Annotated in this window: 18 protein-coding genes; 9 read left to right on the forward strand and 9 right to left on the reverse strand. The window is 60.3% G+C overall.

All coding sequences use genetic code 11. The features are described from left to right. The first annotated feature begins 276 nt into the window (after nucleotides 1–276). Complete coding sequence (locus ARC39_RS08550; protein WP_068112971.1) at nucleotides 277–2,157, forward strand: calcium-binding protein; 1,881 nt, start codon at nucleotides 277–279, stop codon at nucleotides 2,155–2,157. Between the two features lie 127 nt (nucleotides 2,158–2,284). Here ARC39_RS08550 and ARC39_RS25585 read toward each other — a convergent pair whose 3' ends face one another. The 5 genes from ARC39_RS25585 to ARC39_RS08575 form a co-directional block, all read right to left on the reverse strand. Further along, entirely contained in the window at nucleotides 2,285–2,719 is a 435-nt protein-coding gene (locus tag ARC39_RS25585) for a hypothetical protein (RefSeq protein ID WP_149866361.1), read from the reverse strand. Further along, a complete protein-coding gene (locus tag ARC39_RS08560) occupies nucleotides 2,716–4,779 on the reverse strand; it encodes a glycosyltransferase (protein ID WP_068112977.1) in 2,064 nt (687 codons plus the stop codon). The genes ARC39_RS25585 and ARC39_RS08560 overlap by 4 nt, the downstream gene beginning before the upstream one ends. Continuing rightward, entirely contained in the window at nucleotides 4,776–5,867 is a 1,092-nt protein-coding gene (locus ARC39_RS08565) for a glycosyltransferase (protein ID WP_149866362.1), read from the reverse strand. Before ARC39_RS08565 ends, ARC39_RS08560 begins: the two co-directional genes overlap by 4 nt. After that, nucleotides 5,864–6,214, reverse strand: coding sequence for a hypothetical protein (locus ARC39_RS08570; protein WP_068112982.1), 351 nt, complete (start codon nucleotides 6,212–6,214; stop codon nucleotides 5,864–5,866). The genes ARC39_RS08565 and ARC39_RS08570 overlap by 4 nt, the downstream gene beginning before the upstream one ends. A 93-nt stretch (nucleotides 6,215–6,307) precedes the next feature. After that, entirely contained in the window at nucleotides 6,308–8,587 is a 2,280-nt protein-coding gene (locus tag ARC39_RS08575; protein WP_068112985.1) for a hypothetical protein, read from the reverse strand. A 478-nt stretch (nucleotides 8,588–9,065) separates the two neighbouring features. Between ARC39_RS08575 and ARC39_RS08580 the strand changes: the two genes are divergently transcribed. Continuing rightward, nucleotides 9,066–10,802, forward strand: a complete 1,737-nt coding sequence (locus ARC39_RS08580) for a calcium-binding protein (RefSeq protein ID WP_068112988.1) — start codon at nucleotides 9,066–9,068, stop codon at nucleotides 10,800–10,802. Nucleotides 10,803–11,020: 218 nt separating this feature from the next. Here ARC39_RS08580 and ARC39_RS08585 read toward each other — a convergent pair whose 3' ends face one another. From ARC39_RS08585 to ARC39_RS08605, 4 genes are all read right to left on the reverse strand, one after another. Then, nucleotides 11,021–12,583: a hypothetical protein gene (locus ARC39_RS08585; protein ID WP_068112990.1), complete on the reverse strand. Its 1,563-nt coding sequence runs from the start codon at nucleotides 12,581–12,583 to the stop codon at nucleotides 11,021–11,023. A gap of 1,507 nt (nucleotides 12,584–14,090) precedes the next feature. Next, nucleotides 14,091–15,503 (reverse strand): mannose-1-phosphate guanylyltransferase/mannose-6-phosphate isomerase, encoded by a 1,413-nt coding sequence (locus tag ARC39_RS08595; protein WP_068112996.1) that lies wholly within the window; start codon nucleotides 15,501–15,503, stop codon nucleotides 14,091–14,093. 331 nt (nucleotides 15,504–15,834) lie between these two features. Next, nucleotides 15,835–17,109, reverse strand: coding sequence for a WcaI family glycosyltransferase (locus tag ARC39_RS08600; protein WP_068112999.1), 1,275 nt, complete (start codon nucleotides 17,107–17,109; stop codon nucleotides 15,835–15,837). A 510-nt stretch (nucleotides 17,110–17,619) separates the two neighbouring features. Further along, the gene (locus ARC39_RS08605; protein ID WP_068113001.1) at nucleotides 17,620–18,174 is read right to left on the reverse strand and encodes a putative colanic acid biosynthesis acetyltransferase; all 555 of its coding nucleotides are present in this window, start codon (nucleotides 18,172–18,174) and stop codon (nucleotides 17,620–17,622) included. Nucleotides 18,175–18,749: 575 nt separating this feature from the next. Between ARC39_RS08605 and ARC39_RS08610 the strand changes: the two genes are divergently transcribed. The 7 genes from ARC39_RS08610 to ARC39_RS08640 are packed head-to-tail and all read left to right on the forward strand — an operon-like array spanning nucleotide 18,750 to nucleotide 25,802. Then, nucleotides 18,750–19,160, forward strand: a complete 411-nt coding sequence (locus tag ARC39_RS08610) for an HAD family hydrolase (protein WP_068113003.1) — start codon at nucleotides 18,750–18,752, stop codon at nucleotides 19,158–19,160. Next, complete coding sequence (locus tag ARC39_RS08615; protein ID WP_068113006.1) at nucleotides 19,157–20,389, forward strand: lipopolysaccharide biosynthesis protein; 1,233 nt, start codon at nucleotides 19,157–19,159, stop codon at nucleotides 20,387–20,389. Before ARC39_RS08610 ends, ARC39_RS08615 begins: the two co-directional genes overlap by 4 nt. Before the next feature lie 3 nt (nucleotides 20,390–20,392). After that, nucleotides 20,393–22,024 carry a phosphotransferase gene (locus ARC39_RS08620; RefSeq protein WP_068113008.1) on the forward strand — a complete coding sequence of 544 codons (1,632 nt, stop codon included), beginning with the start codon at nucleotides 20,393–20,395 and terminating at the stop codon, nucleotides 22,022–22,024. A gap of 3 nt (nucleotides 22,025–22,027) precedes the next feature. After that, the gene (locus ARC39_RS08625; protein ID WP_068113010.1) at nucleotides 22,028–22,777 is read left to right on the forward strand and encodes a glycosyltransferase family protein; all 750 of its coding nucleotides are present in this window, start codon (nucleotides 22,028–22,030) and stop codon (nucleotides 22,775–22,777) included. Then, nucleotides 22,774–24,192, forward strand: coding sequence for a GMC oxidoreductase (locus ARC39_RS08630; RefSeq protein ID WP_068113013.1), 1,419 nt, complete (start codon nucleotides 22,774–22,776; stop codon nucleotides 24,190–24,192). Before ARC39_RS08625 ends, ARC39_RS08630 begins: the two co-directional genes overlap by 4 nt. A 24-nt stretch (nucleotides 24,193–24,216) precedes the next feature. Next, nucleotides 24,217–24,663 (forward strand): hypothetical protein, encoded by a 447-nt coding sequence (locus ARC39_RS08635; RefSeq protein WP_068113017.1) that lies wholly within the window; start codon nucleotides 24,217–24,219, stop codon nucleotides 24,661–24,663. A gap of 26 nt (nucleotides 24,664–24,689) precedes the next feature. Next, a complete protein-coding gene (locus tag ARC39_RS08640; RefSeq protein ID WP_068113020.1) occupies nucleotides 24,690–25,802 on the forward strand; it encodes a glycosyltransferase family 2 protein in 1,113 nt (370 codons plus the stop codon). The last annotated feature ends 8 nt before the right edge of the window (nucleotides 25,803–25,810 follow it).

The following is a 25,810-nucleotide window of genomic DNA, read 5'->3' on the forward strand; positions in this document are numbered from 1 at the left end:
CGGCGCAATATTCATGGTGATTGAAAAGTGATGACCATACGTCACGGTTGCCAAGTTTTTAGTCGAGGGTTCAATGACAAACGACACGCATTTGGGTCATGATCGCTGGGCAAATGCGGGTGGGAGGCTTTTGAGACGGTCGGTGCTGTGCGGCATCAACAAAAAGACTGCGTGTGCTGGCGCGGTTTGCTTGTGCTGTATCGGCCGGTGAAACGGTGATGTTGCGTCGATCTCTGGCGCTCCCAAAGGGAAAAGCAGTTAAAGGCAGGCAGAACAATGTCTACACCCACGAAGTTCTCTGACGAATTCCTGGTGAATTCCACGACAGCGGGCTCACAACTCGCCTCGAGTATCACAGCGCTTGCGGATGGGCGCTTCGTGGTCACCTGGCAAGATGGCAGCCTGACCGGCGGCGATACGTCGGACTATGCAATTCGCGCGCAGGTTTTCACGGCGCGGGGGTTCACCTCCGGGGACGAATTCCTCGTTAACACGACCACTGCGGACGAGCAGATAGAGCCCTCGATTGCCGGGCTGAGCGACGGCCGCTTTGTCGTCGTCTGGTCAGACTACAGCCGCACAGGTGGCGATACCGACAGCTATGCCGTGCGGGGGCAAATCTACAACGTCGACGGCAGCGAATCCGGGAGCGAGTTCCTCGTCACGACGACGACGGTCGGCAACCAGATCACGCCGAGCGTCACGGCGCTTGAAGATGGCGAGTTCGTTGTCACCTGGATGGATTCGAGCCTGACGGGCGGTGACAACTCCAGCTACGGCATCCGGGCACAGGTATTCGATGACACCGGCAGCAAGTCCGGCAGCGAATTCCTCGTCAACACCACGACGACGGACGGTCAGAGAAATCCCGACGTGACCCTGTTGTCCGATGGGAAGTTCGTGGTGACCTGGGATGACTTCAGCCAGACTGGCGGAGACACCTCGAGCTTCGCGATCCGCGGTCAGATGTTCGATGCTGACGGAACGAAGTCGGGTAGCGAGTTCCTGGTGAACACGACCACGGCCAACCAGCAAATCGAACCCAGTATCGTCGGGCTCACCGGCGGCGGTTTCGTGATTGTCTGGACGGATGACAGTGTGTCGGGGGGCGACACATCGGATTCTGCGGTGCGCGCGCAAGTCTTTGACGCCAGTGGCACGGCAACGGGCAGTGAGATCCTCGTCAACACGACCACCTCAGGCGAGCAGAGCACTTCTGATGTCGCGGCGTTGGCGGACGGGCGCTTCGTGATCGCCTGGCAGGACGAAAGCGCAACCGGCGATGACACCTCCGGCTTTGCTATTCGCGCGCAGGTGTTCGAGGCCAACGGTACCGCTGCGGACGATGAGTTCGTGGTCAACACGACCACAGCCTCAGATCAGACAGCGCCAAGTATCACAGTGCTTGCGGATGGACGCTTTGTGGTCTCCTGGACGGACGACAGCCAGACCGGCGACGACACCGCCTTCACGGCGGTCCGTTCGCAGATCTTCGATCCGCGCGAGGAGGCGGTAGATCTGACGGGCACGGTGCTTGGAGACGATCTGATCGGCACCGCATTCGATGATTCACTGGGTGGCGGGCTCGGAAACGACAGGATCAAGGCCGACGATGGCAATGATGACGTCTCCGGCGGCGACGGAGACGATGTGCTCCGCGGCAACAGCGGTGCGGACACGATGGACGGCGGCGCCGGCAACGACACTTTGCGCGGCGGTGCAGGCGACGACACGCTCGACGGTGGTGACGACGATGATGTCCTGCGCGGGGCCCGCGGTCAGGATGAGTTGAACGGTGGCGACGGGAACGACGTCCTTCGCGGCGATCTGAAAGGCGACACGCTGATGGGTGGCGCTGGCGACGACACGCTCATCGGCGGTCGCGGCAAAGATGTCCTCACTGGCGGCGACGGAGCGGACACCTTCGTTTTCCGGACCGATTTCGGCCGGGACAAGGTTATGGACTTCGAGGACGACATCGACACGATCCTCCTCGAAGAGGCGCTCTGGGGTGGCGGCCTCACCGCGGCCGAAGTGCTGGACACCTATGGCACGCAGACCGGATCGACTGTTCTGCTGGACTTCGGTGAGGATGTGTTCGTGTTCAAGAACATCTCCGACATCAACGATCTGGAAGACGACATCAGCTTCGCCTGACGGTGATGCAGGTCCAAAGGCGCGGCGCACCGCTCTCCGAACGGGGAGCGGTTCGTTGGCCGTTTTTTCCGTTCAAGGGCGGCACCGGCGGGCCAGACACGATGGCGGAAGCAGAACGATTGGCGCGTCAGGTCAGGTATTCGAGGTCTCGGCCGTCGATGATTATTGCCAGATCCCAGAATTTCCGCAGTTCTTCCTCCGCCGCAGCCGCCTCAGCGTCGTCATCGGGCAGGCGCTCGACCCGGAGTCCAAAGCGCTCGAACCCGCTCGCATCGACCCGGCTCAGAATGATCGGCTCAACCGACCGTTCGATTGCCATTGCAGCGAGGCGAATTGCGGCTCGATCTGGCGCGGACGGCGTCTCGGTAATGCGAATTCCGACGTAAGAAGGGGCGTCGAGCGCGCGCTGCCATAGGAGCGACGATGGCGGCGGGGATGCACTCGGGGCTTCCAACTTACCTCGCACAGGGGGTGGCGTATCCCCTCCCAGGAGATCGTCTAGGGAGGTCGGGCTTTGCGGTACAACCGCGCCCAGAATCCTGTTCCAATCTGCTGCCATCATGCGGCCTCCCAGTCCTGCGCAATGAGGCGCGCCGCTGACTCTGTTCCGGGTTCCGGCAATTCGACCGCCTCCAGCGCCCGGCGGAAGCTCTCCGCGGCAGTCCCGTCTAGGCAGTCGCGCAAAGCGCGTTCCAGTTTCAGAAAATCGGTTTCCTCGACCGTGCTGCACAGCCCGCGCTCTTCCAGCGCCCGCGCGCGCCGGGTCTGATCGTCCAGATAGGGCGCCGATTGAGGAATGAAGATCGCCGGAATGCGATGGTAGAGTATCTCATGCACCGAGTTGTAACCGGCAGCCGAGATCACGAAATCTGCCGATAGGCAGAGAGCCGTTGCCTCGAGGGTCTGGACGACGCGGGTGTTTGGCCAGTTGTGAAGCGTCGGAGAAACGGTGCTGTTGGGCCAGACGACAATCAGGTGCAGGCATTCCGGACGTTCCGCGAGTAGCGCAGACAGCATTTGCGAATGGGCTGCCCTGTCCGATGCCACACCGCCCCCGAGCATAGAGACGACGAGCTTGTCGAACGGTCGTCCAAACCGCTCTTGCAGGCGGTCGCGCAGCGTGGCGCGCGCCTGTGGCGAGCGTTCGGCCTGCTTGACGATCGGTCCAACAATGCGAATCCGATTGCCGAAGCTGTAGTGGTCGTTCAGTTCCTCAAACGCCTCCGACGGGACAATCACGCGATCAAAGACGTGCTCACGGTCCAGCGCAATACGGGCGGACGGGCTGTCAGGCCAAAGCCCCCGCCGGATCCAGGCGGCGGACAAATCCATCTCCTGAATGGTTCGAAAAACTGAGTCGAACACGTAACCGCCGTCGAAGACCAACCGGTCTCCCGGGTACAACACTTGCTGCAAGCGCCGGTAGGTCAGGATGTCGTTTGCAATCGGCGTTTCGTGGGAGTCGCTGCGCGATACCAGGGGCAAGCAGTCGAACCCTCGCCGAAGAATCATCGGGATACAGCTTGGAAAGGCCGCGAAGGTGACGTCCGTGCCGGTGGGTAAGGCTTCGGCGACAACCGTGGCCCGTTGGGCGTGGCCAAGCCCGACGCCGTTCGTCGGAAAGAACACCACCTTTCGGTGCGGCGGTTCTGCCTTGGGCTCGGGGGGGGGCAATCCTGCCGCGGATTCGAGGCGCGCGATGTCGATGCTGCGTTGCCAGGGCGAATGGGCAACCTGTTCGCCTATCTGGCCGAGCGACTTCACGACGGTGCCGCATAGGTAGTTTTCGAGTGCCATAAGCGACTCCGGGCCGCGTAGGGCAGGGGCGCCGGTTTCCACGATTGCACGGTTCTCCGTGCAATCGACCACCGCGCCGCCGGCGGCCATCAGGTTGATCGCAAACGATGCCATTCTTTCGCCGGCGATGCCCTGACCAAACAGCACGAACACATCCGATCGGTGCGCAAACGTTACCGGGGAAAGCTCCGTCAGGTGCAGAACCGGCAGGTCGCGATAGGCCGTGGATTTGATCTGTTCTTTCTGTTTTCCGCTTGCAATCACTTGGAGGCGAAACTCCTTGCGGTTGTTCAAGCGGGACAGGTGAGGCAGTAGGGCTTCCTCATCTGTCTCCAGTGAGCCGAGCGCGACCGTTACGACCGGTGTCCGTCCCATTGGCCTTGCCCGTGGCGCGCGTGCTGCCACAAGCGGGTTCACGGCCTTCGGGAGCATTGCGCGGGGTTGGCTCTGGCATAGATCTATCACCTCGGCTTCGCGGCCCAAGGAAAAGGCCAGCTTCGCCTTTGCGGCGAGATATGCCTGTTGGTCTTCGAACCGGCCGGTCGCCACGACCGGCACCTCCGACCCAAGGCCGTATTCCCACAAGGTCGATAGAAACGGATCGTCCAACTCGTCGGCGCCAAGGACGAAAACCGCGGTCGGCGAGATATCGGCACGGTCCACCAGCAACGACGCAGCTTCGTATGTGCGCGACCGGCGTGTTCCCTCGGGCAGGGATGCTGCGTCGATACAAACGTCGTGGCCGCGTTCGGCCAGTTGTGTCGCGAAGACCAACTGCGCGTCATAGGACCGCAAGTTGCGCGTTCCGGCCGAAATTACAATCATCCTGCTGCCTCGGCATCGTTTGTTAGCAAGTCGCACAGCCTCTGGCGGAACGACGCCGCGGAGAAACTGTCCAATACGGGTTGTGCACGCAAAGCCTGTTCGACGTAGCGGCTCGGCTCGGCGAGGTAACCGTCGATAATCCGGTCCACATCCGACGGTTGGCAAGGAATAACCGCGTCGCCAAAGATCGCACCAGTGTCCGGATCGGTCAACACGACCTTACCGGCGGCAAGGGCCTCTGCAATCACGCGTCCGAAGCTCTCGCGCCACGTGGGCGTCGTGAAGTAGACGTAGAAGTCGATCATGTCGAGAAACGTATCCACGTCTGTCGAGCCAAACGGAAGTAACGTCCAATGGGGCCGCTCGATATCGGCATTGATCAGGAAGTTCGCACCGAGAAGCACATTGCTCTCCGCATGGACAGGAAAGCAAAGGTCAAGTTGCTCCAGCGGTGGGAATTTCTCCCGGGTCGCACGCGAATGGCGTCCGCGGCGGTCCCGCGGTGTCGTTGTGGGCTCGGCAACATCGGTTTCGCAAATGTTGAACCAGTCGGCATCGAGAACGTCCCAGGCAATGGTTGTGCGGTGTTCCCTCAGCCATGCCTGAACAGTCGCCCGGTTGTATGTCGAGATCGGCGCAAGGCACTTTCGGAGCGCGAGCGCGGCGCTGTCGATCTGGGCAAGGCAGGCGCCAACGTCGAATGCCTCGATCCCGCTTGGCCTGACGAAGTTTTCGTGAGTAACAACAATGAGTTGTCGGGCGAAGATGCGCGCGCCGAACGCCTGCTGGAATTTCAGGAACGAAGGATTGTGGATGATCACCACATCCGCACTGATTTCAGGAGCGTCCCAGATGACGGGCAGCCCGAGTGCGTCGATTGTCTGATGCAGAACCGGGGCCATTCCCTGTGTATCGCCGAACATCGCGGAACGACGCGCGTGGATGACGACCGGGCAACATTCTGACATGACACGAAGTTCTGCCGCCACCGCGGAGGACGTGCCGCCGGAAAATCGCGGCTCGACCACATATGCCACGCGCGTGCCGGACATTGCGCCTGGAAAGCCGCCGTCTGTCATGGTGCTCAATGGACGGGGGAATCCGCGAGTGTTGCGCTGGTCAGGTTGCGGCTGGTTCCGCTGCCGGTAGAACCGCCTCCCGTGCCAGCAGTTTCACTCGACGGCACGTAGTGACACCGCAAGCGCCCCAAGGTGACGTCGTTGCAGAACTTGCGCAATTCAAGGGAAAGCTCGTCGTTGCCGGCCAGCAATTCAGGGTTCTGCTGCATGTAGAACCACAGCGCACGGGTGTCGTTGGTCGACAGCAGGCGGTCAATCGTCTCCAACTGCTCGAGTGTCGCCTGGGCGCGGACGCCGAATGCAGCCGTGGACATCATCAAAGCCGTAACTACGGCAACTAAGCGCTTGTCTGGCATTTCTTTTTCGTCGTTCCCCCAATACGCACGAAGGCGGCGATCTCTACAGTCTGATGCGCTGCACCTGACGACGGCCCTCTGCCGTTCAAAATATCACTGACTTGTCGCACTCTTCAATTTCTGAATGACCTGGCTGCGGAGTGCGGCAGTCTTTTGCGAATTGTTCGGCCTTGCCTGGCGCCGCACGGTGTTCGTACTCGCTTTCTTCGCGGGCTTTGGCGCTGCTGTCGCACCGCCCCCCGGCTTGCCCGCGAGCCACAACTCGATGGTTCCCGGCGGTGCACTGGAACCGCTGCCGGTGAAGTCCCGGAGCAAGGCTCCAGAATCGGCCGCGAGCGACGCGGCCACGGCAGCGTCTTCGGCGTGGTAGTACCGCACGTTCGATTTGCTGATGGAGAAGTTGACCCGTGCGGGCGAGCTCAAATCGTATCCGGACGAAACGAGATCGGCCCGCAAGCTTCCGACGGCCGCGTCCGAGACGCTGCCTGGGGCGAAGAGCGTGATCGTCGCATTCGGGACAACAACGCCGATGATCGCGGAAGAATCGTAGATCGCGGCCAAGGCGTCGGTTTCCGGTGCATAGGCTGTCAACGAAACACCCAAATTGGCGCTCGTCGGGCGCGCCGGGACTTTGCGTGCGCCACGGTCCGTCACGGTGCTCACACCGGCGTTCGGAATGGATGCCGAGAGCATTTCCACCGTCGTTGTCGTCGGCACCATCGCGTAGCCTTGAAGGCTGCTTTCAGGCGACGCTGCGACCGCGAGCTTTGTGACCGGCGATGCACCGATTTCTGCGAGCGGAACGCGTGCGGGTTGATCCGGGCTTCCACGCAATGCCGCAATGGATTCCCGTGCACGGATGGTACCGATAGTCGATCCGGCGGTCAGCATGTCCGCCGCACGTAGAGCGCGCCCGGGTTCCGTGTGCGGGGTTGCAGGGCCGGTGATGGCCGACGTTGCAGGTGCCACCGTGATACCAGCCGTCTGGTTACCAGCTGTTGTCCCGAGACCGGTTGTCGCCCGTACAGTACCGGGTGCCATCGGGGTGATCCCGGTTGCTGTGGCAATACCCAGGTTGTCACGTCCAGCGGGTGCGGGCTTGGCCGCGAATCTCTCGGTCGTCACGCCTTGTGGCGTCACGGATCTGGGCGGTTCTGCGACCGCATTCTCCTGTGGGGCGGCCTGCGAAACCGCTTGTGACGTTGCCGGAGCAACCGACACCTTTGGTTTCTCGACATTGGGGACAGCTTCCGCCAGCGCAGTGCGTGGCGCGGCCCATTGCGGAGAAGTCTCCGGCGAGTGCGCACTGGCAAGCAACGCGATGTCGCGCACGTCGGGCGCCGGGCCGACCAAGGCCGCCCGGTTCAACGCTGTGGGTGTCGCCTCCGCCTCGGGATTGAGCACGAGTTGAGCGGCTTGCGTCGTGACCTCTGGCACGTGGTCCGGAACTGAAACCACAGTGGAGGTCGCTGCGTCCGGCTGCGTCGCCGCGACCGGCTCAGACGTGGTTGATACCGGCGCCGTTGTCGAGGACGCGTCTGCGACGTCGGTTGCCGATTCCGTTGGCGTTGCGTCCACACTTACGTTCGTTTCAGGAACCGCTATGTCCGTACCGCTGCGCCAATCGGGAAGGAAAACCGCCGCGCACAGGGCTAGCCCCGATACCAAAGCCAACGCTGGCTTCGACGTGACCCGACGCACGAACGGCCCACGCGTGTCCAGGTCTTCGACAGGCTCGATCCTGAATGGCAGCGGCGGACGGTCGACGTGAATATCGTCGTCGTTCGCATCCAGCGCAGGAGCGCCGTTGCCCGGGATCACGTCCGTGGCATGGCGGCGGCCAATGGCGGAATGCTCCTCCTGTCGGAGTTGACGCAGTGGATCCTTCGGCTCCTGGGGAGGCTTCTTGGGGAGCACGAGGGCAGCCTTGGGTGCAGGCAAGTCTTTCGATTCAGAGCTTTCTGGGTCCCGGATAAAAACCGGTATGTTGTGACCTTCGGGCTCGGCCTGTAGCTCCGCCAAGGGGCGCGCTTCCGGCACATCTTCTTGAAAATCGCTCGAGTCGTCGAAATACATCGACATCTCGGTGAGCAACGCCTGGCGTTGTTGACGCGCCCGTTCCATCCGCCGCGCATGGGTCGGCGTGTCCGTTTCGTCTCTCAGCTTTGAGGCTCGTTCGTCTGCCGGGGCGTGCCTTGGGCCGATTGCATCTGCCGCTGCCCGCGCAACATGATCGAGCGCTTCGTCGTCGCCGCGCGCATTCGCACGCCGAACCCGCACCTTCCAAGCATCAAACACGGCGAGGTCTGGACGGTCCTCACCGTTGCGGTCATACGCCGAATTCGGCGCTTTCGCGCCTTTCACAAGTGTCATCCGCCGCCCCCCACAAGCTACGAATACGTGACCGAAATACAGGATCCACAGGCAGCTGAAACGTCGCACCCATCGGTCTACGGGGCCTATTTTAACCAATGCTGCGCGCCGAAACAACGCCGCAGACGCGCAGAGGCCTGACCGTGCCTGCACGGTGCGGTCGACCGCCGGAACTATCCGCGTTCAGACGCCCGATTGCCAGTGCGGGCGTCGGTTTCAATGTGCCATATCGCTACGGGATCCGCGGACTCGCTGTCTCCGCGCAGGAAGAATGCGTGCCATTACAAACAGATTGATGCAAGTCCAGCCAGCCCGATTTGCGTGTCTCGATTTGGCAAAGAGTTGCGCTCACACGACCTAATCCAATCAATTCTAAGCATTTTCCCGGCCGGTAGACCACGCGCAGTGCTCACGCTTAATCGGCCATCAAGGTCTCGCGTTTCATCTGCAAAGCGGTACGTATCTTGGGGGAACGGATATGTCTGCGATTGGAACGCGAACATACGATCAAATTGTGAACGGCTATCAGGTAACGCACTTCTTCGTGGGGGATCTGACCACCGAGCGGCTTTGGGACGACGTCGCGGATCAGGCAAGCTGGGACCAGCATATCCAGTATTTCTTTGCGGATGGCCGTCTGGCATCGGGCACCTACATCTACGACAACGGCGGTACGCGGACCTTTGTCGACAGCTACTCCGGCGATTTGCGACTGTCTCGCGCATGGACAGACGGCACCGGCTCACGAAACTCTGCCGACTGGACACGGCAGATCGAGCATTTCGGCCTTGATGGCTTGCTCTCCTTTCGCACGCTATTGCATGACGACGGAAGCGTTGAGACGATAGGTTTCAACCATGGCGTCATGACGACTCGGACCCTTATTGACGCACCGGGTTCGCTGGGTTCTGCGTGTTGGTCGAGCCTGCAGCAGATTTTCAATCCGGACGGCACGGTTGCCTCTGGCGTGATCGCATTCGATTCCGGCGGTTCGCGCTCGCATGTCGACACTTACGAGGATGGGAAACGCGTTACGCGGCTCTGGACTGATGGCACTGGGGCGAATGAATCGGCAGAGTGGGAAACGCAGCGTGAAGATTTCAATGCTGCCGGGCAGGTCGTTTCCCGCCTCACGACATACGAGGATGGTTTGAAGACAATCGACTTTTCGACGAGCGATGCCGCCGTGCATGTTGAGCTTCTACCCGCACCGGTATTTCACGGCGACTCGATGACCTCCGACTTCCAGGTCGGGTGGCCATCGTGGGTACTTGAATCCATTGATCCCGATCTAGAATGGATCAACACAGCCGTCCCCGGGCAGGATCCCGAGACCGCGCTCTCACATGTGCTGGAATTGTCAGCCTTCGACGCGCTCCGGTTTCAGGTCCTGTGGCCCGGCGCCCTGCATCCATTCGAGCCGCGCGAAACCAAGGTTGAGGCCTACCAGACCGCCTTTTTGGCCGCCCTTGAGTACATGGGCCACGACGACTTTCTGGTGCTCGATACCCATACTGCGGACCAGGCGGAGTATTATCCGGACGGTTGGATTACGCCGCTGGCGGACGCGGTGAATGCCTGGTTGCAGGAGAATTTTCCGAACCAGTTCTTCGATTTTACAGCGCTTATGGTAGCTCATGCCTCTGACACCGCCGAGGATCAGGACAATGCCGCGAACAACATTGTCCCGGCGAGTCTTCGAGCCGATGAGATCCATCTCAATGACGCGGGTAAGGCGATCCTGGCCGAAGCGATTTCGGACCTGTTTCTGACGAACGGCCTGATTGACTTCGGTATCGCGGAGGTTGCGGGTACCGCGCCCTTCCGGATCGACCCGGATATCCAGACGGTCACCGGAAGTGACTATGATGATCGGATTGTCCTGGCCGGCGAAGATGAAATCGCCTTTGGCCGCGCGGGCGCCGATACGATTTTCGCCCTGTCCGGAGACGATATCCTTGAAGGACAAAAGGGTGACGACATCCTTTGGGGCGGGCTCGGCTGCGACAGGTTCGTCTTTCGCCCCGGGGACGGTCGCGACCGCATCAAGGACTACGATGCAAGCGAGGGTGACGTGATCAGGCTGGCGGGGGGGCTCAACCTGGAAGACGCCACGGTTGTCCTTGGCTATCAGGCACTGGTGCTCGAGTTTCCGGATTGGCAGGCGATCATCATCGAGAACGTCGAAAGCCTGGATGACGTGATCATCCTGTGACAGGAGCGTCCGCCGCAGTTGTTACACCGATGGGAGCTTCCGCCAGCGCCTCAGATGTAGGGAGAGGAACAGGCCGCGCCCAAACCCCCTCTGGGCTCCACCCGATCAGGGGTGGTCTCGTGTCGTGGTACACTTGCGGCAGCGCAACCGTCGCCTGTTGCAACTGCGCTGCCGCGCAATATCCAAACCTAATCGGTTGATCCTACTACGAAACAGGCCTACGGCGCCGCCGCGATGAGAACTTGTGCCGTTGCATTTCCTCCGCCAGTGACGGATGTGGGCGTCACCAGAACCTTGATACGGTCTCCTCGCGTGACCCGATGTGACTGGTTGATGGACCCCGGCGAGTATCCCGCGATCGCGAAGGCGCTGGCACTCTGACCGTTCGTCAAGGTTGCGACAAACCCGCCGCCACCGATGGTCGTTCCGTTGATGGACGCACGAAACGCGAGCGAGCCTGCGGTTACGGCTGAGGAGCACCACACATGCAGCCCGACCAGCCAGCCGTCGCAGGGCGCGACGATTTCGGTGTAGGTATTCGTCCCGTCGAACATGCTCTGCATTCCGGTGTAGGACGCAGCGTTGGCAACGGAGCCGAGCACCCACGGCCCGAGCGCGACCGCCGAGGCGAAGGTGATATCGTTGGCCTCGGCGTATTCATAGAGCCGTACGTCGGTATCGTCAGTTTGTACGTCCAGGAGGGGCGGGAGCACGACCTTGCCAAAATCGATTGGCTTGAACGCGTGGAAGTCTCCGCTGCCGGTCGCAGTGCATCCATTGACGTTGACCGACCCCGTGACCGCGAGACGGGCCGATACATCCACTTTTATTCCGTAGACATGGGCGCCAGCGTTGGTGTTGACGGCTTGAAGCTCCAAGTGCTCGATTGTCGCCTGAGTGTCGGATCCCGTGAATACAAACAGATCCTCCCCGTTGGCCAGTTCGCAATTCTCGAACCGGAGTGTCCCGATGGAGAAATTCTGGCTGGAGGTCACAATTCCGGCCCGCCCATGCGCGTCGTTGACCTCCATGCTGTTCACGCGCACTCCGGTCTGCGCGGTCACCTCGAAGGGCGCGGTGGCAGCATTCAGACCCTTGATGTAAATCTTGTCGATGATCCCCGCCGGCGCGCCCGCGGAGACACCGGAATTGAGGTTGAACACCCGCCCGACTGCATTGGTCTGGTGGTGCAACTCACCGATCCGGTACCCCCAGAACGGGCTCGTCTGGGCAGATGCAGCAGGGTGAAGGCCGATCAGGTCGTAGCCGTTTTCATTTTGGAGGCCGTGAAAGAAGAAGTCGAAACAGCCATCGGAGATGTCGGTTGTGGGGTTAAATGCCACGCCGATCGCCTCTGTGTCGCTGGCAGACTGGCTATTCGTCCAGAAAAACCGCACCTTCTCTCCGGAAAACCCGAAACCGTACTTGAACGTGCTGTAGCTCAGCATGAAAACCGGCACGTTGTCCGTCTGCTGGGTGATCCGAGTTGGCAACGGGAAGTGTACGCACCACTCGGATGCGTCCGGCAAGGTCAACGTCCCGACGATTTCCGCGTCTATGACGTCCCACACCAGCGTCCGGCCACGTTCGGCCGCCAGCCAGTTCAGTGCCGCTTGGGCATATGCCGTGTCTGCGGAAGTGCCAGCGCCCGTAAAGCCGAACGCTGACAGAACTGCCTCCGCACCGACGACGTAGAGCTTGATACCGCCGAGTGTCGTCAACTGATGATCGGTGGCATCCGAGTCCGCGACTTCGTAGGAATAGCCGCTCTCGGTTCTCACATATTGTCCTGGCGACATTGAACCCGGCGCTCGGGTATCCGCAATTAGGTCCGACACGCCCTGAAGAGCGACTTGGACGTGTGGCACGGTGTTTCGTAGGACTGACATGTGGTTCTCCTTAAAGTGCCTGGATGGAGCAAGGCATTGCATCATCGATGGCGATAACCCGGGCTGCATGGCGTGTCGTGGCAATTGCCCGGTGGTCGAGCGCGGGTTTGTTCCACTGGATATCGACCGCCCCGTTGCCGCGGACCGCGTCTGTCCTTGCCGCTCTCGAGAACGCATCGAGTCTCACCTCGGAGGGCCGGAAAACCTGCGGATCACAGGTCCAAGTAATCATAGCTGTTTCCTTCATGGAGACGGGGGGCTCTCTTTTTGATGCGGTACCGGCGATTGCGAGTTGGCAGATCATTCGGGTTGGGCAGTTGAAAGCCGCTGTTTCACGGGCGGCGTTCGAGTGGATGGATATTCGCACCCACAGCGTGCCGGGCTAACGTGTCGACCGGTCGATACGAAAACGGGGCGCAAGCGTCCGCGTCGCGGGCGTCCCTGCAAATCGCAGCTCAGAAACACGACTCGGAAAGCGCGGGGCCTCAACATTCATATCGTGTTCCGCCCGGTATCGTAGGACATCCACTTCGAACCGGGCACCGTCTGCCGAACCATGAGGAAAGGTTCCTTCAATCTTCCAAAGTGGCCGTTGTGCGAATCCGGGCTGAACAGCCATGTTGCTGACAAAGGGGACGATCCGGAGGACCGGCCACCGTCAATTCGCGGATCTCGCGTTGGATCGTTCGCTGGATCTTGGCGAGAGAGGTTATTCCTGACGGGGGCGGCCAGTCGGTCGTGGCTTCACGTCACTGATAAGATTGGAATAAAGCCACTCGCGCGCGGGATCTCTCGGTCCATATTGCCGTTGATCCTCATTTTCCAGATGATGCGGGGAGGCTCGCGTTTCATGTCATTCATGGTTGTCTCCGGGCGCGGTCGCCGAATTGCTGTATGGGTAGGATTTGTCACAAATCTATTTTAACCCGTTCTTAACGATGCGTGCGTCGTCAGAGCCGATGCATGAAGCAGCGAAGAATTCTGTCTTCGCCCGGAATTGGTGCCGGATCCGATGTGGGGCTAGTTCCGACGCGTTCCCAGCGGCGCGTGGAGTGTCCGTGTGTCCGTCAGGCGCATGGGCGGGGTGCTCGCGCCGAATTCATCCGCTCCGCCGCTGGCGTGTCCTCGATGGCGCCGTGAGGTTAGTCGTCGCTGTCGGCACTACAGCAAAAACGGCGGAAATTTCTTATAATTTGAAAGCGTTATGAGACAATGCGCCTTGAGGCACGTCGCCCCGCACTTGCGGTTGAGCGCTTCGAACAAGGACAGCGCTGGCGGGTCTCGCCGAGTATCGCCCAATCAAACATGACGTCCAGCAGGCTCGACCGGTGACGAAGGTATCGTTTCTCTCCGAATGCAGGTCGTCCAAGTCTCTGATAGCAGACCGCGGCGTGTGGCGTCAGCTGCGGGCGTAAACGTCCTCATAGCGGATGATATCGTCTTCACCCAGATATGCGCCGGTCTGCACCTCGATCAGTACCATCGGGACCTTTCCCGGGTTCTCCATACGGTGGGTGGCGCCGAGCGGAATGTAGACGGACTGGTTCTCGGTCAGCAGTTTGACCTCGTCATCTACGGTGACCTTTGCGGTTCCCTGAACGACGATCCAGTGCTCCGAGCGGTGCACATGGCTTTGCAGCGACAGCGCCGCACCGGGGTGGACGTGGATTCGTTTCACCTGGAAGCGGTCCGCCAGTATCAGGGTCTCGTACCAGCCCCACGGGCGGTAGTCGCGCGGCAACTGCACCGCTTGGGAAACGCCCTTGGCCTTCAGCGTGGAGACAGCAGTCTTGACGTTCTGGCTGTCGGACATGTCGGCCACCATAACCGCATCCTTCATCGCGACCGCGACGACGTTCTTCAGGCCGATACCGACGATTTCAACGGTCTCGTCCTCTGAGCGCAGCAGGCTGTCTTCGCACTGCAGCGCAGTTGCATTGCGGCTAAGGCCGTTGCCGAAGGCGTCCTTTCCGGTCTCCTTCCACACCGCGTCCCAAGAGCCAAGGTCGCTCCAATGGCCGGAATAGGGGACGACAGAGATATTCGTGGCCTTTTCCATCACAGCGTAGTCGATTGAATCTTCGGGTACCGAACGCCAGAGGGTTTCGTCGATACGCGTGAAACTGAGATCCTCGCGGGCCGCGGCGATCGCGGCGGTGACGCTGTCGTAGATCTCGGGGGCGTATTGCTTGAACGCCTCAATCAGCGTGCCGGCCTTGGCCAGGAAGATGCCCGCGTTCCAGAGGTTCTTGCCGTCCTCCAGCAGGGCCGCGGCGGCTTCGGCATCTGGCTTTTCTATGAAGCGTGTTAGCGCGTTGACGCCGTCATGTGTGACAGCGCCGGTCTCGAGCCAGCCGTAGCCGGTTTCGGCGCGGTCGGGCTTCACGCCGAAGGTGATAATCTGACCTTCCTTCGCGGCGACTGCTCCCTTCTCGACGGCATCACAAAAGTCCTCGGGGGTCTCCATCACGTGATCGGAGGGGGCCAGTAGCATCAGTGTTTCGGGATCCTGCCGGGCAACGAAAAGCGCTGCAGCTATCGCCGCCGGCGCCGTATTTCGGCCTTCGGGCTCGATCAGCACGCCGGCCGGGGTCATCCCGATCTCGGACAATTGCTGGGTGACGATGAAGCGGAATGCATCCGCCGTAACCACCACCGGATCGGAGAAGCCCGCACCGGAAAAACGGCGGGCTGAGGCCTGGTACAGGCTTTCATCGCCGACGATTGCCGTGAATTGCTTCGGATAACTCTTGCGGGAGAGCGGCCATAGCCGCGTCCCGGTGCCACCACAAAGCAGAATAGGAGTAATCATCGTCAGCCGATCCCTTTGGTAGAAGCGCTCTCGACACATGCCATGCTGCGTGCGCGATATACAATTCCGGACGTCATCTTTTGTGAAAGTTATCCCTCAAAACGCTCTCGCATTTTGGATTCCCTGTAACTCCATTCCTGAGTTCTTTCTGGTCGTTGCCATTTCGAAGACTCCTTGAAGCAGCAATCAGAACTCGCTGGCGGTACACGGAAATGTCAAGAGAGCGAAAACTTGGCGGAATATTGAGGCGAAATCCTGTCGCCCGTCTCCGGGAAATATCCGGTTCGACAAAATCCAGCCTGCTTGGTAACGCCTGCAATAAGCCCCAACGTCATCCTTTGAGCCCCTGTGGTTCGACGTCTGCGCCCGTGTTTTGCGAAGCGGATGAAAGGAGATCGAACTCGGTGCGAAGCCGGTCGAGGATTGCGGCCATGTCCCAACGTTCCAGCGCTCTTTCACGCGCCACACGGCCCAAAACGTCCCTGCGCGCGTCGTCGTCCAAGAGCGTCGCCAGAGCGTTCGCTGCCGCTTCGGGATCTCCCGGCGGCACGACAACACCTGCACCCTCGACCTCCTCGGCAAGAGCGCTGTCGGCGGCTGTCGTCGTCAGAACCGGGCGCCCCGATGCAAGCATATTGGTGAGCTTCGATGGCAGAACGAGGTCTTCCGCTCCGGCGATCTGCGGCAGAAGATGCACACTCGCCGTCCCCAACAGGTCGCTCAACCGGTCCAATGGCTGTAGCGGCAAGAAGCGGATATTTGGCAGGGCGGCGGACATCTCTTCAAGCTGTTCACGCATCGGACCGTCGCCGCAGACGAGAAACGTCAGATCCTCACGATGCGACAACCGGCGCGCCATTTCGGGAATGATCTCCAATCCTTGCTTGTTCGCGAGGTTTCCCGAGTAGAGCGCCACATGGGGTGTTGTGATACCCAGCTCGTCGGCCATGGGCGAGCGTCCCGCGATGGGTGTCACCTTTTCAAGGTTGGCCCAATTACGCAGCTCGTAGGTCTGTTCCGGCGGAATCCCCTTTTCGACAAGTTTGGCGATCATCGGCCGGGAAATCGTGCTGATCCTGTCGAAACGGCGCAGAACCCAGCGTTCGAAGGCTTTCGCCAGCCGACCCGTTCTGTTGCCTTCCTTCAGGAGCCCTGTGGCGAAGGCTGCCTCAACCTCAAAGTCCTGAATATGCAGCCAGGCCTTGCTGCCACCGAGCTTGGCAGCCAACCAGCCCACGGGCGCCGAAACCATGGAAGGAGCCACAACAAAGACGATGTCTGGTCGTTGGCGCAGGGCTTTCCAAAGCAAGACAGGCAGCGAAGTCAGAGCAAAGCTCGCATGATGTAGAACCCGACGTGAACCGGTGGGGTTGGAGGGAACATAGAGCGGGCAATGGGTGACACTTACCCCGTGCTCACTTCTCTCCCGACGCCACCGCAGACCACTCCAGCCGTCGAACACCCGCCACGCGGGGAAATACGGCAGGGCAGATACGACCTCGGTCTCGATCTCATGCCTGGCCATGTCTTCCGCCAGGTCGGTTGTGTAGACGGCAATCGAGATTATCTCAGGTGCGTAATTCAGGCCAAGTATAAGTATTTTCATGATTTTTCAAGATACTGCTTCGACCTGTTCATACACGGAAAACACGTTCCTGCGCGACTCCAGATGCGTGGCCGTGGGAGATTTGCCCTCTTGTTGTCGGCTTTGACGACATCTCATTACAAGAATGCTCAAAAAAAAGTCTACCCTCACTTCGGCCGGCTGGACGCCGAATATGGATTGTGTGGGCTTCGGGTCCTCAATCAGCGTGTCCTCGCGAAGGCGCCGCCGCTCAGCGAGGATGACGGCTGGCCACTCAGATCCGAGGGACCTTGCTAGCGAGCTCCGAATCTTAGCGGCATGCCAGGATTTCGGGGCCGTACCGGTTGGGCACCATAGGGATGGCGATCAGATGCGTGAGTAGCGCAAATCGGTGCTTTGGCACGCACCCAGTGCCTTCGGACGTTTCATTCCTGATTCCATTCAAACGCGACGCCCGCGCAAATGGTGTGCCGGATGGTTCAAACGCTTTTTGTGCCGACAGGCGCGCAGCGGCCCGTGCAACAGCGATTATCAGGAGCGTGACCCGATGCGTTTTGCAGGGTGGCCCGCGTAGAGAGACATCTCTTCCGCATCCTGCAGCAGCAGCGCACGTGCACCAACTACGGTACCTTCTCCAACGGTCACGCCGGGGCCCACAAAGCAACCCGCCGCGATCCACGATTGCGCTCCAATGCGTATCGGAGCGCAGTTGTAGCGGAAGTCCACCGAACGGTGGTCATGCGAACCGGTGCAAAGGTAGCAATCCTGCGAAATGCAGGCATTGTCGCCGATCTCGATCGAGTCGAGGCTGTAGAGCGTGGCCCCGTCTCCGATCCACGCATTGTCTCCGATTGTGATCTTCCAGGGATAGGTGAAGCGCGCCGAGGGGCGCACCAACACCCCCTTGCCAATACGCGCTCCAAAGAGCCTCAGCAGGAATACACGCCAAGCGTACATTGGCTGGAGGGACGGGGCAAAAAGCAGTGCCTGCGTCAGCCACCACAACTGGACCACAATGCCGGATCGACCACGAAAACCCTCAGGAACGCGGAATTGCGAGAGATCCTGAACCGACCGCTGTGTCATGATCGCCTCGTTTCGCGGTGAAAACACTCGTCGGCGTGTTCCCCGGCCGCCGACGCTGAAACCCGCACCTTCGGAGGTGCAGGCCACTTCGACACGCCGCAGTCAATCCGTCCCGCGAAGTGACGTGCAGCAACTTGGTGAAAAGGGGAGGGGATCACCCCCAATGACGAACCTGCGTTCAACACGACCCAAACGTTCCCATAACGCTCAGGTTACAAACGGTCGGCAGCCACCGCCCAACGCCTGCGAGTTGATTCATTCCGAAACTGCCCTTCTATTGCGCGGCCGCTTGGCGATCTCTTGGCCCGGCGAGCAGAACCCAGATCGACCCGGTTCGCGCATAGCCAAATTTCTTCTCAACGGCAACGGGATGTCGTCTCCCTTCGCATCACTCGCGGTCGTCGACTGAGCGTCTCGCCCTTGGGGCTACCTAAGCCACCCGCCTCATGCTAGTCGAGCCAGGCATGCCGGTGGGGCGTGTCGAGGTCGAACACTCCAGTGTGAAAACACTTTCGAGAGTTCCGAGAGATGCCATTCGCCACCAGCGCGCAAACGGACTTATGGAAGCACGCCTTATGAAGAAGATCATTATTGACCTCGATAACACGATCGCGGGGCCCAAAACCACGAGCTACGCGGATTGTTTGCCGGATCACGCGGTAATCTCCCGCATGCGGGCGTATCGAGACAACGGCTTCTGCATCGTCGTGTTCACAGCACGCAACATGCGCACGTATGACGGCGAAGTGGGCAAGATCAACGTCCACACATTGCCCACCGTGATTGAATGGCTGGATCGCCACGAAGTACCCTATGACGAAATCCTTGTAGGCAAGCCTTGGTGCGGTCACGAGGGCTTCTATGTCGACGATCGCGCGATCCGGCCTGACGAATTCGTGCGGCTCTCGGAAGCGGAGATTGCGGCGTTGCTGAGTGGTCCGGTGAGTGGCAACGAAGCCAGCGACAAGGACGGAACTCCACGGTGAGCCGTATTTCGAAGGGGCTTCCTTACCTCGCGACCATTGGGCACCGGGGATTCACGGCCGGTACGAACCTCGTACTGACAATCGTGGCGGGGCGGGCGCTTGAGGTGGCTGACTTCGGAGCCCTGGCACTCATGATGGCCGTCATTGGCCTCTTGATGATCTTTCACAGCACGCTCTTCTCCGAACCGATGCTGGTCTATGGCCCCCGTGACTACCAGGCGTCGTTGCAAAGATACCTGGGGTTTCTCGGGAGTACCCAATTCGGTGCGGGATTACTGATCTCGGTGGCAATTGGGGTGGGCGGCTTGATCCTCGGCAAGGAGGGATACCTTGCATTCGCCATCGTTGTTCCGCTCGCGCTCAGCCTCGATTTCCAGGATCGCAGCTTCTTCATGCAGTTGAATCCCGTGGTTCCCTTTGCGTCCTCGGTCATTCAGTTCGCGACGTTGACGGTGCTTCTATTCCTCGGATCAGGCACACAGACGATCGGCGGATTTCTCGGCATATACGCGACCAGCTTTCTGGCCGCCAACCTGTTTCAACTCGTGGCCCATCTTCGCACTTGGCCACAATTTGGAACCGCCGAACTTGCGCGTGACGAGGTCGTCCGGCGGCACGTTCGGTTTGCTGCGTGGTCGATGGCGTCACACCTTCTGTTGTTCCTTGTGACGAATTTCTACATCTTCGTGCTGCCGGTGTTGCAAGACATTGAAACAACCGCGGTTTTTCGTGCGCAATCCGCGATAATCGGGCCGGGGGCGCAGGCGTTCTCAGCGCTTGGACTCATCGCGGTGCCGATGCTTCGCGTCTCAACCGACCGCGACGCATTTGTAGGGAAACTCATGCGGTTTCTTGCCGTGATCACGGCACTGGGGGTTCCCATTATCCTGGTGCTCGGCATGTTCGGGAGGCCGTTGATCGGCCTGATCTACGCCGACAAATACGCGCTTAGTCCGTTAGGATACTGGTTGGTCGGGCTCTATCCGCTTGCCATCGGGTACGCGTTCATGATCGGTTCAGCGCTGCGCGCACTCGACCGGGCCGACCTGATCGCGCGCGCCGCGGGCGTCGCCGTTGTTCTCACCTTGCCGCTAGGGCTCTACCTGACGTCTCGCTTCGGCGTTGAAGGCGTCATCATTGCCCAGGTTCTGGGTTGTTTGACCGTGACCGGGCATGGTGTATACACCACGAGACTCCTCCTTCACTCCCACTTTGAAAAAGCTACATAGCCTATGGCGGACCGCGAGAACGCAAACTTCGCAATCCTCTCAGGTAGCTATTGCTCGCCTGAAATATCCGCAGAATTCGGTAAGTTACCGCCAAGTTTCATTCCGCTCGGCCAGGGTCGCCTCTATGACAGGCAACTCGCTTTGGCACGTGCTTGCAATGCGCGTCCGGTGCTTTCGATCCCATCGAACTACGTGATCCAGCCGTGGGACGCCGAGAAGCTTGCGCAGGAGGGCGTCCGTGTGGTGCGTTCTCCTACATCGCTCACGCTGAACGAAGCGGCACAGTTCGTTCTGGAAGTCATTGACGCGACTGGACCACTCTACATTCTCTACGGCGATACCTTGGTTGAAGGCGATCGGCTGGTCGAACTCGATCAGGCGGCGGTCCATCGGACCCGGAGCAACTACCACTGGGCCGAAGCCCATGTGGGCGAAAACGGCATGCTGCACATATCAAGCGGGTATGGCGACGGTACGCAGGACCGCTCCGTCCTTTGCGGGTATTTCTCGTTCTCGGACGCGATGGCACTGCGACGCGCCTGCGTCACGGGCGACAATTTCGATGCGAGTATTGAAACCTATGCTCGGAACAAGAACCTCCGAACAATCGAGGTCAGGGAATGGCATGACTTCGGACACCTGTCGCTGATCTACCAATCACGGCGCAACGTGATGGTGAGCCGGTCGTTCAACAGCATTCACAGCGACGGTGTTGCGCTGGCCAAGACGAGCTCCAAGAAGGCAAAGATCCGTGCGGAGGCGCACTGGTACGAGTCAATCCCTGGCGCACTGCGGGTCTTCACGCCGCAATACCTGGGACACGATTCAGGAGCGGGCAGTTACCGGCTTGAATATCTGTACTTGCCGACCTTGGCGGAACTGTTCACTTTCGGGGAATTGCCGGCATACGCGTGGAACCAGATCATGGAGAGTTGTCTGGATTTCCTGCGCGAATGCCGCAATCACCAGCCAGCCAAGGACAGCGAACAGGCTAGTCCGAAGCGCGCCGAGCGCATCTTTGACAACCTCTTCCGCCGCAAGACGCAAGATAGGGTTCAGACCTTTCTGAAGTCACGCGGCTGGGACGATACGGTCAGGGTGTCTATCAATGGTCGGCAGCATGCTCCGATCAGCGACGTTTGTCAGAGACTGCTCGACTATATCGCACCCACCCGGCCAGAACACATAACCGTCTGGCACGGTGACTTTTTTTTCGGCAACATGCTGTACGATTTTCGGGCAGGCCGGGTCCGGGTCGTTGACCCTCGAGGCGGTGACACGGACACAGACTGCACAATCTACGGTGATAACCGCTACGACGTTGCGAAACTCGCCCATTCCATCATGGGGGGATACGACAGCCTTTTGGTGGGAAGAGTAGATTTCGAGGAACTCAACCCAACGACGTTCCGGTTCGATCGCTGCACGACCCCGGCCCAGGAAGGCATTGTTGAGATATTCGCCTCATTGGAAGTGAATGGCGCGCCTCTCTGGACCGACGAGATTCGAGCGATGACTGCGCTGTTGTTCCTGACGATGCTGCCGTTGCATGTCGACGATCCCCGCCGGCAGAACATCATGCTTTGCAACGGTCTTCTCATGGCAGATGACCTGTTCAACAAAAGCGAGTCCTGACACATGATCATCTTGCCAATGGCCGGCCTGAGCAGCCGCTTCTTCAAGGCTGGCTATACGGAACCGAAGTACAAACTCCAGCTCGACGGGCTACCGGTGTTCGACTACGCGCTGCGCTCCTTCGCGGAACGGTTCGGTCAGGAAGAATTCCTAATCGTCCTGCGCCGCGACTATGACACGGAGGCATTTGTGCAAGAGCGGCTCAACTCGAACGGGCTGGAGGCGCAACTGGTGGTGCTGGACCAGGAAACTCGCGGGCAGGCGGATACAGTCGCGATCGGGCTCGAGACGGCGGGCACAGACGCCGATACGCCCCTGACAATCTTCAATATAGACAGCTTCCGCCCGGGGTTCAGCATGACGGCGGCCGAACGGTCTGCCGATGGCTACCTCGAGACGTTCCTCGGGGAAGGCGACGGTTGGTCCTTTGTTGCACCGGCTGAACCAGAGGCCAAGGAGGGCAGGGCGCTTCGGGTCGTGGAAAAGGAACGTATTTCCGACCTCTGCTGCACTGGCCTTTACTATTTCCGCACGCGGGCACTCTTCGAAGAAGCCTATGCGGCCGAACGCGAGAACCCGAGCCAACCCCTCAAAGAGCACTACATCGCGCCGATCTATAACCAGTTGATCGGACGCGGGGCGCGCGTGCTCTACCGGACAATACCCAGTGAGGATGTCGTTTTTTGCGGCGTCCCAGCAGAGTACGAGGAGTTGCGAGCCGACCCTGCCGCGATCCAGCGGATGAAGCCATGACATATGACCTGATCGTCTGCGGTACCGGCTTTGCGTCGAGCTTTTTTCTGCACAAGTGGCTGGAAAAGAGACCCGGGTCGCGAGTGCTCGTCCTTGAACGTGGCGCGCGCGACGACTTCTGGGACCAACTCGAGATGGGCAAGAACTCCTCCCTGGAGTCGGCCAGCCTGTTTTCCAAGAGTGGACTTGCCACAAAGGATTGGCTTTTCACGGTCGGGCTTGGCGGCGGGTCCAACTGCTGGTGGGGACAAACGCCGCGTATGTGGCCCGAGGATTTCCAGCTGTTCAGCCGCTTCGGGGTCGGTCACGACTGGCCCATCGGATATGACGATCTCGCGCCATACTACGAAGAGGCCGAGGCCTTGATAAGCGTAGCGGGTCCACGCGATGCCCCCTATCCCCGTCGCGGTGCTTGTCCGCAACCGGCACACAACCTGTCGGGTTTCGACCGTCGGATGGCGGAGCTTTTCCCGGGGGAATGGGTGGCCGCGCCCACGGCGCGCGCGTCGCAGCCAACGGACGCTCGTGGCGTCTGCTGCGCCAACGGCGTCTGTGGACTTTGTCCGGTAGACGCGAAGTTCCGCGTGATGAACGAGCTTGCTTCGCTCTACGACGAAACGGATGCCGTGGAGTTGCGTCTCGGTGCAGAGGTGCTCGCGGTGAATGTCGAGGGCGGGCGTGCGACCGGCATCACCTGGAGCGAGAACGGCGCCGAGCGCTCGGCCCGCGGCGAGTTGGTTTTTCTCGGGATGAATGCACTGTTCAATCCCCAGGTGCTGAAGTTGTCTGGCGACGATAGCCCTCTGACGGGGCGTCGTCTGAACGAACAGGCCAGTCTCAAGCTCCGTGTGGATTTTACCGATACCGACGGGTTCAACGGCGGCTCTCACATCACTGGGCTCGGCTATATGTTCTACGGCGGAGAGCAGCGCCGCGACCGTGGATCGGTTCTGATCGAAAACTACAACGCCCCGGCACAACTCCGAAGCGACAGGGGGAAGTGGACCTCGCGCGCGGTAATGAAGATTGTTGCCGAGAATATCCCGGAGGACCGCAACGAGGTTCGGCTCGACGAGGAAACGAACCAACCGGTCGCGCATTTCGAAGACCACTCCGAATACGCAAAGCGTGCGCTGGCCGAAGTGCCGAGCGAGTTCATCGACCAGTTGACCGGAGTAAGCCCGATTGAGGACGTGCGGATCGACAGCGAGATTGCACCCTCGGAAGGGCATATCGTAGGAACCACCGTGATGTCAGGCGACCCGGCCGATGGTGTGGTCGATGGGCTGATGCGTCACCATCGGATCGCCAATCTCGTGGTCGGCGGCTCGGGGGCCTTTCCGAGCGGCCCCGGTACCAACCCATCGCTCACAATCGCCGCGCTCTCCTTGCGAAGTGCCTCGGCACTGGCATGAGGCAACTGGATTGAGGTTCAGAACATGACGATTTCACGACGTTCCTTTTTCGGGCTTCTGGGCGCGGCCGGACTGGTGACGGTCGTCGGAAGCATTGTCCGCGCCGCAAGCCAGCCCGAAGCGTCCTATGTCAAGGCGGTGGTGCGTGACCGCCTTTCGTATCTGGAATACGCTGACGACGTGCTCGACGAATTCGCGGCCGATTTCGTCCGCCTGAACCCGGCGATGAATGCAACGCGGGGCAAACTGATCGCCTTTCCTGGCCTGCGCATGGGGCGCGTGCTGGGCAATCTCGCCGGCGCCGGTTGGGCCGATCGGGTCGATGCCTTCGAGGAGAAGATCGCCGGGGACTTCCTCATGGCGACCGATTTCTTCGATGAAGGGGCCGATCCCTCACGACCGTTGAATTATGTCGTGTTTCCAGACCCCTACGAGAGCGCGTGCCGAAACCCGGTCGCGGTGATTTCTTGATGGATATGAGAGCCAATGAGAGTGACATGCAATTTGACGTCAAAACGGCGGACGATCTCTATCGTTTGAAGACAATGGCGGGGCTGGCCCGGGTCACGGTCGATTTGTCGCGTATCAAGCGCATGGGGCTCGCCCATCTTTCGATGCGATTGGCATATTTCGCAGTCGCGGAGGGCGGTGAGATTGTATTGTTCGATCGGACCGCTTCGGGCGATCAGTCCGTAGGACCATTCCTGCTTGGCTGGCCGACGCTTCGCGCCTTGGCAATTACCGCCCTTGGGCGCGACTGCCGTGAGGAACCAGTTGCGCAAAAGGGGGAAATCCGCTTCGTCCGCACCACGCCGCGCCCCGAAGCGGGTTGGTCGGCGGGGCTGATCTTTTCGGGGCGCGACGAAGAGTTGCCAGCCGTGTATCGCTGTCTCGACGGCCTCTGCGCGCAGCCAGAACTGGTCGGAGAAACCGGCGAAATCATCCTATGCGGACCAACGCGCGACCTGGGTTTTCTGGACGCATATCCCCAGGTGACGTACCTGGTGTTCGACTTTGAGCCCTCCGGATCGGCTTTCCCGATCTCCCGCAAGAAGAACTTCCTGATTTCGCAGATGGCACACCCCCGGCGGTTGGTGCTGCATGCGCGCATCGTGCTCGAACCGGGCGCAATCGCCGGTGCTCCCGAGGAATTCGACATCATCGCTCCGAACATGATCTTTCGCTCGGATAAGGGCGAAGAGCCGAGTATCGGACTGATCGCGATTGATCCGGGATGGCCCAACCGGGTGCCACGAAGCTTCGAACGCTCGACGTTGACCACGTCACCCGCCCGGTATCTCGATCTGATGGCCCACGGGCGGCCCTACGTGGACGGCGGCGCGTTCGCCGTGATGGCAGGCGTTTTCGACGCTTGCCCGCTGAACGACGCTCTTCTCTGGGGCGATTGCGAGGACGTGGAATGGTGCCTGCGAGCGCAGACACTCGGATTCTCCGTCGACATGGCGCCACAGATGATGGCATTGAATACGAACTCCAAGGCCCGCACTCTGGAGGCTCTCCCCAGTGCTGCGGCCCAGGGGGTTCGCGCGGTCAACCGCGGCCGGCGGGTTCTGTCAAACCTGATCATTCGCCTGAAGAGCGGAGCCTGAACATGCAT

It is taken from the genome of Tropicimonas marinistellae (assembly GCF_001509585.1).
GTDB lineage: Bacteria > Pseudomonadota > Alphaproteobacteria > Rhodobacterales > Rhodobacteraceae > Tropicimonas > Tropicimonas marinistellae.

What these genes read in the sequence shown, in the direction of transcription:
- ARC39_RS08550 (WP_068112971.1), top strand. Translation starts at nt 277, where the DNA reads ATGTCTACACCCACGAAGTTCTCTGACGAATTCCTGGTGAATTCCACG.
- ARC39_RS25585 (WP_149866361.1), bottom strand. Translation starts at nt 2,719, where the DNA reads ATGATGGCAGCAGATTGGAACAGGATTCTGGGCGCGGTTGTACCGCAA.
- ARC39_RS08560 (WP_068112977.1), bottom strand. Translation starts at nt 4,779, where the DNA reads ATGATTGTAATTTCGGCCGGAACGCGCAACTTGCGGTCCTATGACGCG.
- ARC39_RS08570 (WP_068112982.1), bottom strand. Translation starts at nt 6,214, where the DNA reads ATGCCAGACAAGCGCTTAGTTGCCGTAGTTACGGCTTTGATGATGTCC.
- ARC39_RS08575 (WP_068112985.1), bottom strand. Translation starts at nt 8,587, where the DNA reads ATGACACTTGTGAAAGGCGCGAAAGCGCCGAATTCGGCGTATGACCGC.
- ARC39_RS08580 (WP_068112988.1), top strand. Translation starts at nt 9,066, where the DNA reads ATGTCTGCGATTGGAACGCGAACATACGATCAAATTGTGAACGGCTAT.
- ARC39_RS08595 (WP_068112996.1), bottom strand. Translation starts at nt 15,503, where the DNA reads ATGATTACTCCTATTCTGCTTTGTGGTGGCACCGGGACGCGGCTATGG.
- ARC39_RS08600 (WP_068112999.1), bottom strand. Translation starts at nt 17,109, where the DNA reads ATGAAAATACTTATACTTGGCCTGAATTACGCACCTGAGATAATCTCG.
- ARC39_RS08605 (WP_068113001.1), bottom strand. Translation starts at nt 18,174, where the DNA reads ATGACACAGCGGTCGGTTCAGGATCTCTCGCAATTCCGCGTTCCTGAG.
- ARC39_RS08610 (WP_068113003.1), top strand. Translation starts at nt 18,750, where the DNA reads ATGAAGAAGATCATTATTGACCTCGATAACACGATCGCGGGGCCCAAA.
- ARC39_RS08620 (WP_068113008.1), top strand. Translation starts at nt 20,393, where the DNA reads ATGGCGGACCGCGAGAACGCAAACTTCGCAATCCTCTCAGGTAGCTAT.
- ARC39_RS08625 (WP_068113010.1), top strand. Translation starts at nt 22,028, where the DNA reads ATGATCATCTTGCCAATGGCCGGCCTGAGCAGCCGCTTCTTCAAGGCT.
- ARC39_RS08630 (WP_068113013.1), top strand. Translation starts at nt 22,774, where the DNA reads ATGACATATGACCTGATCGTCTGCGGTACCGGCTTTGCGTCGAGCTTT.
- ARC39_RS08635 (WP_068113017.1), top strand. Translation starts at nt 24,217, where the DNA reads ATGACGATTTCACGACGTTCCTTTTTCGGGCTTCTGGGCGCGGCCGGA.
- ARC39_RS08640 (WP_068113020.1), top strand. Translation starts at nt 24,690, where the DNA reads ATGCAATTTGACGTCAAAACGGCGGACGATCTCTATCGTTTGAAGACA.